10 protein-coding genes are annotated in these 8,262 nt (G+C 32.4%); 5 read left to right on the forward strand and 5 right to left on the reverse strand.

Going from position 1 to position 8,262, the window contains the following annotated elements:
- Positions 1-23: 23 nt before the first annotated feature.
- Genes hemL through ASC41_RS00035 form a run of 4 tightly spaced genes read right to left on the reverse strand, consistent with a single transcriptional unit; the run spans position 24 to position 3,356 of the window.
- Positions 24-1,304 carry a glutamate-1-semialdehyde 2,1-aminomutase gene (gene hemL / locus ASC41_RS00020; protein ID WP_055434605.1) on the reverse strand — a complete coding sequence of 427 codons (1,281 nt, stop codon included), beginning with the start codon at positions 1,302-1,304 and terminating at the stop codon, positions 24-26.
- Positions 1,305-1,309: 5 nt separating this feature from the next.
- Entirely contained in the window at positions 1,310-2,113 is an 804-nt protein-coding gene (locus ASC41_RS00025) for a glucosaminidase domain-containing protein (protein ID WP_055434606.1), read from the reverse strand.
- 3 nt (positions 2,114-2,116) lie between these two features.
- Positions 2,117-3,028, reverse strand: coding sequence for a 1-aminocyclopropane-1-carboxylate deaminase/D-cysteine desulfhydrase (locus ASC41_RS00030; protein ID WP_055434607.1), 912 nt, complete (start codon positions 3,026-3,028; stop codon positions 2,117-2,119).
- Complete coding sequence (locus tag ASC41_RS00035) at positions 3,018-3,356, reverse strand: hypothetical protein (RefSeq protein WP_055434608.1); 339 nt, start codon at positions 3,354-3,356, stop codon at positions 3,018-3,020. The genes ASC41_RS00030 and ASC41_RS00035 overlap by 11 nt, the downstream gene beginning before the upstream one ends.
- A 120-nt stretch (positions 3,357-3,476) precedes the next feature.
- Between ASC41_RS00035 and ASC41_RS00040 the strand changes: the two genes are divergently transcribed.
- The 3 genes from ASC41_RS00040 to ASC41_RS00050 are packed head-to-tail and all read left to right on the forward strand — an operon-like array spanning position 3,477 to position 6,217.
- On the forward strand, positions 3,477-3,668 hold the full coding sequence (locus tag ASC41_RS00040) for a C1orf53 family protein (RefSeq protein ID WP_055434609.1): 192 nt from the start codon (positions 3,477-3,479) through the stop codon (positions 3,666-3,668).
- Positions 3,652-5,652 (forward strand): urocanate hydratase, encoded by a 2,001-nt coding sequence (locus tag ASC41_RS00045; protein ID WP_055434610.1) that lies wholly within the window; start codon positions 3,652-3,654, stop codon positions 5,650-5,652. Before ASC41_RS00040 ends, ASC41_RS00045 begins: the two co-directional genes overlap by 17 nt.
- Positions 5,653-5,671: 19 nt before the next feature.
- Positions 5,672-6,217 carry a DUF4136 domain-containing protein gene (locus ASC41_RS00050; RefSeq protein ID WP_055434611.1) on the forward strand — a complete coding sequence of 182 codons (546 nt, stop codon included), beginning with the start codon at positions 5,672-5,674 and terminating at the stop codon, positions 6,215-6,217.
- A 47-nt stretch (positions 6,218-6,264) separates the two neighbouring features.
- On the opposite strand, the gene ASC41_RS00055 is transcribed toward ASC41_RS00050, so the two are convergent.
- Positions 6,265-6,594 (reverse strand): thermonuclease family protein, encoded by a 330-nt coding sequence (locus tag ASC41_RS00055; protein WP_206542922.1) that lies wholly within the window; start codon positions 6,592-6,594, stop codon positions 6,265-6,267.
- 260 nt (positions 6,595-6,854) lie between these two features.
- Here ASC41_RS00055 and ASC41_RS00060 point away from each other — a divergent pair, with 260 nt between their 5' ends.
- Together ASC41_RS00060 and ASC41_RS00065 are read left to right on the forward strand one after the other, a co-directional pair.
- Entirely contained in the window at positions 6,855-7,658 is an 804-nt protein-coding gene (locus ASC41_RS00060) for a DUF6503 family protein (RefSeq protein WP_055434612.1), read from the forward strand.
- Between the two features lies 1 nt (position 7,659).
- Positions 7,660-8,235, forward strand: coding sequence for a DUF2911 domain-containing protein (locus ASC41_RS00065; RefSeq protein WP_055434613.1), 576 nt, complete (start codon positions 7,660-7,662; stop codon positions 8,233-8,235).
- Positions 8,236-8,262: the final 27 nt, after the last annotated feature.

Genomic DNA, 8,262 nt, shown 5'->3' on the forward strand with positions numbered 1-8,262 from the left:
TTTTTTATTATATAAACTTTTTACTATTTAAAAACAGTATTACAAGCTTCTATTGTTTTATCTAAATCTTCATAAGTTAAAGCATCTGTAATAAACCAAGTCTCAAATGCACTTGGCGCAATATAAACACCTTGATTAAGCATACCATGAAAAAAGGTTTTAAACGTCTCGTTATTACCATTTGCAGCAGTTTTAAAATCTATAACTGGTTCTGCATCAAAATGAACAGAAATCATAGAACCTATTCTATTAATAGTATGTGTGATATTATTTTTATCTAAAACCTTAGCCAATCCTTTATGTAAGTACTCTGTTTTTTCTGCTAAACGATTAAAAACTTCTACATCGTTGTTTAACGTTGTAAGCATTGCTAAACCTGCAGCCATAGCTAACGGATTTCCACTTAAAGTTCCTGCTTGATATACAGGACCTAAAGGTGCTAAATGATTCATTATTTCATTTCTAGCAGCAAAAGCACCAACTGGCAAACCTCCACCTATAACTTTACCAAAGCAAACGATATCTGCATCTACTCCATATAATTCTTGCACACCTCCTTTAGCAAGACGGAAACCTGTCATTACCTCATCGAAGATTAATAAAACATCATTAGCATCGCATAAAGATCTTAAACCTTGAAGAAAACCATCTAATGGTGGAATACATCCCATATTACCAGCAACAGGCTCAATAATTATACAAGCAATTTCATTTTTATTCGCATTAATTAATGCTTCAACATTTGTTAAATCATTATAATTAGCCAATAAAGTATCTTTTGCAGTACCTTCTGTAACTCCAGGACTATTTGGGCTACCAAAAGTTACTGCACCACTTCCTGCCTGGATTAAAAATGAGTCACTATGCCCATGATAACACCCTGCAAATTTTATAATTTTATCTTTTCCTGTATAACCTCGTGCTAATCTTACAGCGCTCATACAAGCTTCTGTGCCAGAATTTACAAATCTAATTTTATCAATATTTGGTACCATTGATACTGCTAATTCAGCAATTTCAGTTTCAATTTCGGTTGGCATCCCAAACGATGTTCCTTTTTTAGCTTTCTCAATTACGGCATTAACTACAGGCTCGAAGGCATGACCTAAAATCATTGGTCCCCAAGAATTAATGTAATCAATTAAAGTGTTTCCATCTTCATCGTACAAATAAGCACCTTTTGCTTCTTTAACAAATATTGGAGTTCCACCTACTGCTTTAAATGCTCGAACTGGAGAATTTACACCTCCAGGAATTACTTTTTCTGCTGCTGCAAAAAGAGTGCTACTACGTTTATAAATCATTGTAATTAATCTTTAGGAATTGGCTTAATAAATAACACTTGTCCTACAAACAAGTCGTTAGTATCTAAACTATTTAATGCTTTTAATTCTGCTACTGAAATATTATATTTTCTTGACAAGCCAAATAAAGTATCTCCTGCAACAACAGTATGCTTATCGTTTACATTAGACTCTACTCCTAGAACATCGTTATCGAAACGATATAATTGGTAACGCTCTATAAGGCTTACTAATTTTTGAGGATATTTTCTATCCGTTGCATAACCTGCAGCTCTTAATCCTTTTGCCCAAGCTTCGTAATCACCTTTTCCAAGTTCAAATAATCCGGCATAACGCTTACGCTCTTTTAAAAATAAAGAATGATCTCTAAACGAATATTTTGAGTTTTTATATTTTCTGAAACATTCTTGACTTTCATCATCATCATGATATATTTTACCACCAGTCCAACCTGTGTGGCATTTAATACCAAAATGGTTATTAGCCTCGGTAGACAAACGTCCTTTTCCAGATCCAGACTCTAAAATACCTTGAGCTAATGTAATACTTGCTGGTACTCCGTAGTTACGCATTTCGTCTTGAGCGATATCACTATAAATTGCAATATACTCATCTGTAGGTGTTGCATAACTCTCTGATGTTTCAATAATAGTAACCTCTGGCTGTATTACCGCTTCTTGTTTCTTTTTAGTTCTTGTTTTAACAACACGGTGTGTTTTATTTTTAGACTTTTTTGTTGCTACCTTTTTACTTGATCCGCAACTAGAAACTAAAGCTATTAAGCATAAAATTGTAAATATTCTTTTCATTAACTATTGTATTAATGGTAAATTTTTCTGTTTTAATCTGTTATTCATTCCAGCAATACCTTGTAATCCTCCTGTATGTATTACTAATATTTTAGAGCCTTTAGGAAAATAATTATTATTTATCATGTCTTGAATCCCAAATAACATTTTACCTGTATAAACTGGATCTAGCCTAATATTATTAAGCGCTTTAAACACGTTAATAAACGTTATTAATTCATTATTTATTTTAGCATAACCTCCAAAATGATAATCTGTTATTAACTTCCAATTATCTTGTTTTGCAAATTTACTAATATCTTCTTGTAAAAAGTCTCCTTTTAATGCTGAAAAACCCAAAACTTGCTGATTTGCTTTTATAGAATTTATCAACCCTGCTAATGTACCGCCGGTACCAACTGGTGCACAAATATAATCGAAACTAGAATCTTCTTCTGTTAAAATCTCCTCGCATCCTTTAACAGCTAAACTATTTGTACCTCCTTCCGGAATATTGTAAAACTCGCCAAATTCATTTTTTAAGTTTTCAATAAAATTAAGGTCTTCTTTATTTCTAAAATCTGTTCTACTAATAAACTTAAACTGCATACCGCAGTCTTGAGCGTGTTTTAATGTAGGATTATCTTTAATTTTAGATACTAATTCTTCACCTCTAATTATACCAATGGTTTTTAAATTATAAACACTACCAACTTCTGCTACTGCAGCTATATGGTTTGAAAAAGCACCACCAAAGGTTAAAAGTGTATTTTTACCTTCGTTTTTAGCGGCTTCAATATTGTATTTTAATTTTCTGTACTTATTGCCCGATATAATAGGATGTATAGCATCTTCCCGCTTTACATAAAGCTCAATATCTACATTATTTGGCAAACTTACTCGCAAGTTTACACTGTTTTCTAAATTAAAAATCATGACTGCTAAGATACTTTAAAAAGCTCCAAAGTTTACGCTTTTTTAAATAGCTAAAATTTGTTTGATTACAATAAGCTTCTCTTTCAAAAGAAATATTAACATAAGCAGTATGCCAATTTTTATATTGTATTAATCTTACCATAAATTCTAAACCATAAAAAAGATAAAATGGAATGATTAATAATTCGAGCTGTTGCTTTAAATGTATTTTCTCATGGTTAATTAAAACGGCGTCACCTTTTAAAGATTTACGCTTCAAAAAAACAAAAGGGAAAATAGTTATTCCTGTATAACCTTTAGGCACTATATATTTAGAAAATAAAATCACAAAATATTGGTTTCAAAAATCACTCCATTCTTAATATCTTAAGAATAAAAGTTTATTAGCAACCTTGATTTTATACCAAGGAAACTTTGTTCTAATTTACATTATATTTGTAATATACTTATGAAAAAACACATTCCATTAGAAGAAGGCGACTATTATTTAACGCCTGAAGGCTACAGATGCTTCACCGAGCAATACCACAACAAAAGAGGCTATTGCTGTGAAAGTGGTTGCAGACATTGCCCTTACGGATTTGATAAAAATACTAATTCAATAAAAAAAAGAATTAAAAGTAATGACTTCAACTTTTAAAGCACAAATTCTAGAAGGTATTCCAGAGCAGTTACCTGCTCCAAAACCTTACGACACAACTATAAACCACGCACCAAAACGTAAAGCAATTCTATCTAAAGAAGAGGAGAAACTAGCCTTACGAAATGCGCTAAGATATTTCAATAAAAAAGACCATAAAGAACTCCTTTTAGAGTTTAAAAATGAGCTAGATACTTATGGCAGAATTTACATGTACCGCTTACGTCCAGATTACAAAATGTATGCTAGACCAATAAGTGAGTATCCTGCAAAATCTAAACAAGCTGCCGCTATAATGCTAATGATTCAAAACAATTTGGATTATGCTGTAGCGCAACACCCACACGAGCTTATTACCTATGGTGGAAATGGAGGCGTATTTTCTAATTGGGCGCAATACAGATTAACAATGAAGTATTTAGCAGAAATGAATGATGAGCAAACACTCACCATGTACTCTGGCCACCCAATGGGATTATTTCCTTCTAGTAAAGAAGCACCAAGAGTTGTTGTTACCAATGGTATGATGATTCCTAATTATTCTCAACCAGACGATTGGGAAAAATTTAATGCTTTAGGCGTTACACAATATGGGCAAATGACAGCTGGTAGTTACATGTACATTGGCCCTCAAGGGATTGTGCATGGTACAACAATTACTGTATTAAATGGTTTTAGAAAAATAAACAAAGAACCAAAAGGAAATCTTTTTGTTACTTCTGGTTTAGGCGGCATGTCTGGAGCGCAGCCTAAAGCTGGTAATATTGCTGGTTGTATAACTGTTTGTGCAGAAGTAAACCCGAAAATTACACAAGTACGATTAGACCAAGGTTGGATAGATGAAAAAATCACCGATTTAGATGCATTAGTCGCTCGTGTAAATAAAGCTAAAGCTGAAAAAGAAACCATCTCTATAGCTTACTTAGGTAATATAGTAGACGTATGGGAAAAATTTGATGAAGCTAATGTACATATCGATTTAGGAAGCGACCAGACCTCATTACATAATCCTTGGGCTGGTGGTTATTATCCAACAGGAATGTCTTTTGAAGAAGCAAACGATATGATGGCTAATAATCCTGAGCAATTTAAAACAGAAGTTAAAAAAACACTTTGCCAACATGCAGATGCAATTAATAAACATACAGCAAAAGGCACCTATTTTTTCGATTATGGAAATGCATTCTTATTAGAAGCTTCTCGCGCAGGAGCAGATGTTATGTCTAAAACACCTACAATAGGTAAAGAATTTAAGTACCCAAGTTATGTTCAAGATATAATGGGTCCAATGTGCTTTGATTATGGTTTTGGGCCTTTCCGTTGGGTTTGTGCTTCAGGGAAACCAGAAGACTTAGCAAAAACGGATGCAATTGCTTGTGCTGTTTTAGAAGAAATGAAAAAGAACTCACCTATTGAAATTCAGCAACAAATGGCTGATAATATTCAATGGATAAAAGGCGCTCAAGAAAATAAATTAGTAGTTGGTTCTCAAGCAAGAATACTTTATGCAGATGCAGAAGGTAGAGCAAAAATAGCAGAAGCCTTTAACCAAGCCATTGCAAAAGGTGAGATTGACACTGTTATTTTAGGCCGTGATCATCATGATGTTTCTGGAACAGACTCTCCTTACAGAGAAACTAGTAATATATACGATGGCTCACGCTTTACAGCTGATATGGCGATACATAATGTTATTGGAGATAGCTTTCGTGGTGCCACTTGGGTAAGCATACACAATGGTGGTGGCGTTGGTTGGGGAGAAGTTATAAACGGTGGATTTGGTATGGTTCTTGATGGTAGTAAAGAAGCCTCAAAACGCTTAAAATCAATGCTATTCTGGGATGTTAATAATGGTATCTCTAGAAGAAGTTGGGCAAGAAATGAAGGTGCTGTTTTTGCTATAAAACGCGCAATGGAAATTGAACCTAACCTAAAAGTAACATTGCCTAATGTTGTGGACGATGCTATAATTGACTCGTTATAACCTTTAACATCTTTTTACTATGAAAAAATTAATAAAAAAAACATTACCATTTCTAGCGTTACTTATTATTGCTAGTTCTTGTACTTCGGTTCGGGTAGCTTCCGATTACGATAAAAATGCCGACTTTAATTCTTACAAAACCTTTGCGTTTTTTAAAACAGGAATAGATAAGGCAGAAGTTAGCGATTTAGATAAACGTAGAATTCTTCGAGCTATAGAAACAGAACTTATTGCTAAAGGTTTCACTAAATCTGAAAACCCTGATCTATTAGTAAGTATATTCACAAAAGAAAGACAAGAAGTAAACGTTTACAATAATGGCTACGGAGCTTACGGTTATGGTTGGGGATGGAGCCCATTTTACAACAACTTTAATAACAATGTAAGCACCTCTACACAAGGAAGTCTATATATAGATTTAATAGATGCTAAAAAGAAAGAACTTGTTTGGCAAGGCAAAGGTTCTGGTTATTTAAGCACAACATCTAATGTTGACAAAAGAGAAGCTAGAATTAAAGAATTTGTCTCAGAGATTATGACAAAATATCCTCCTGGACAAGAATAATAAAACACATTAAAAAGCGACTCTTAATTAAGAGTCGCTTTTTTTTCTTACAATAAGTAAGGTTTTGCATGACCATTATCCACCAACCATTGGTTAACATCTAAACCGTCTTCTAAAATAATACTCGCTAAATAGCGCCCGTACTTACCTTGCTTGTCTTTATATGAACGTATGGTTACTTCTTTATCAAGAATCATAGTTCTTACTATATCTCTTACTTTTTTACCTTCTATTTTTTCTGGACCTCTCATTTCTGGTGTATCTATACCATAGAGTCTTAATTTCATTTCTTGAGAGTGAAGAAACCCTAAATCTACAACTGCCGTTACAGTATCACCATCGTAAACAGATATTATTTTTGCTTTATATGTATACATCCTATTTATATTAAATTAATAATTATAAAAATAAGCTTTTTAAATTTCACAACAAACACAACAAACTATAATACAGGTATTTAATCGCATTGTTTCTTTAAGCTTACAGTACTGATAGTACTATTAAAATCAATTAGAAATATCCTATTTAATATTAACTTTTACCATCTACTTAATTAACTTTTCATTAATAACTTATAAGATGAAAGTTCTTAATTTTGAATACGACTACTAATAAAGTTTCATACTAAAAACACAAAATGACAATACTAAAATCTTTTCTAATTTCTTTTTGCACTATCTCACTTTTATCGTGTAACACAAACAATAAAAATCCCGAAAAAATCATAGTAAAAGAAACTATTAGCGCTTCTAAAAAAATAGAATTATCAAAATCTCAAAAAATAATAAATGAAGCCATTACCGCACATGGTGGCGATCTATATAATACTGCACAGTATTCTTTTGGTTTTAGAAATAATATTTATCAATTTAAAAATGCTGGTAGTCATTACGAGTACACAAAGAGCTCAAATAAAGACAATACTGTAATATTTGATGTTTTAAAGAATGGCAATTTCTCACGAACTGTAAATGGAGAAGCTGTTAAACTTTCTGAAAAAGAAATTGTAAGTGGAACTGGAGCTATAAACTCTGTTATTTATTTTGCAACCTTGCCTTATAAATTAAACGATCAGGCTGTCAATTTTAAACACATTGAAAGCACCGTTATTAAAAACAAAGATTATCATGTTATTGAAGTTACCTTTAATAAAGCCGGAGGTGGTGAAGATCATGACGACGAGTATTATTACTGGATAAATAAAGACACTAATAAAATTGACTATTTAGCTTACAATTATAAAGTAAATAAAGGTGGTGTTCGTTTTAGAAGCGCATACAACGTTAGAGTAGTAGATGGTATTACTTTTCAAGATTACATAAATTATAAAGCCGATGTTGGTACACCTTTAAAAGATTTACCAATGCTTTATGAAGCTGAAAAATTAAAAGAACTTTCAACAATAAAAACTGAAAATATAATTAATTTAAACAAAAACTAAAATGAAGAAATTATTATTTATTATGGCTGTAGTATTAGTAGGAACTACTGTTAATGCTCAAAAATTTGCTAAAATGGACAAAAGCACAATGGATCGTGCTTATTACCCAGATGGTGCTCCACATAGAACTTTCGAAAAAGATGAGGCTAAACAAAAAGCACTTACACCACAAATAAGAGTTACTTATTCTCGTCCTGCTAAAAAAGGTAGAGAGGTTTTTGGTAGTTTATTAAAATTTGGTGAAGCTTGGAGAGTTGGAGCTAATGAATCTACAGAAATTTTATTTGTTAACGATGTAGTATTTGGAGGTAAAGACATTAAAGCTGGACGTTACTCTATTATAATCATTCCTACTGCTACAGAATGGACATTAAAATTGAATACAGTACTAGATGGTTGGGGAAACTACGGCTACGATGCTAGTAAAGACATTGCAAGTGTAAGCGTACCAGTAACAAAAAGCAACAAGGAGATTGAGAACCTTTCTATTGCTTTATACGAAGCTTCTGCAAAAACAGTACATTTAAAAATAGGTTGGGACACTACAGTTGCTGAATTTCCTATTACTTTAAAATAATTTCAACATTTATTCACATAAAAAAGC

Origin of the sequence: Lacinutrix algicola (assembly GCF_001418085.1) — a bacterium.
GTDB classification, from domain to species: Bacteria; Bacteroidota; Bacteroidia; order Flavobacteriales; family Flavobacteriaceae; genus Lacinutrix; species Lacinutrix algicola.

Excerpts from the sequence above, each read along its gene's own strand:
- hemL (WP_055434605.1), bottom strand. The coding sequence starts at position 1,304 with ATGATTTATAAACGTAGTAGCACTCTTTTTGCAGCAGCAGAAAAAGTA.
- ASC41_RS00025 (WP_055434606.1), bottom strand. The coding sequence starts at position 2,113 with ATGAAAAGAATATTTACAATTTTATGCTTAATAGCTTTAGTTTCTAGT.
- ASC41_RS00030 (WP_055434607.1), bottom strand. The coding sequence starts at position 3,028 with ATGATTTTTAATTTAGAAAACAGTGTAAACTTGCGAGTAAGTTTGCCA.
- ASC41_RS00040 (WP_055434609.1), top strand. The coding sequence starts at position 3,477 with ATGAAAAAACACATTCCATTAGAAGAAGGCGACTATTATTTAACGCCT.
- ASC41_RS00045 (WP_055434610.1), top strand. The coding sequence starts at position 3,652 with ATGACTTCAACTTTTAAAGCACAAATTCTAGAAGGTATTCCAGAGCAG.
- ASC41_RS00050 (WP_055434611.1), top strand. The coding sequence starts at position 5,672 with ATGAAAAAATTAATAAAAAAAACATTACCATTTCTAGCGTTACTTATT.
- ASC41_RS00055 (WP_206542922.1), bottom strand. The coding sequence starts at position 6,594 with ATGTATACATATAAAGCAAAAATAATATCTGTTTACGATGGTGATACT.
- ASC41_RS00060 (WP_055434612.1), top strand. The coding sequence starts at position 6,855 with ATGACAATACTAAAATCTTTTCTAATTTCTTTTTGCACTATCTCACTT.
- ASC41_RS00065 (WP_055434613.1), top strand. The coding sequence starts at position 7,660 with ATGAAGAAATTATTATTTATTATGGCTGTAGTATTAGTAGGAACTACT.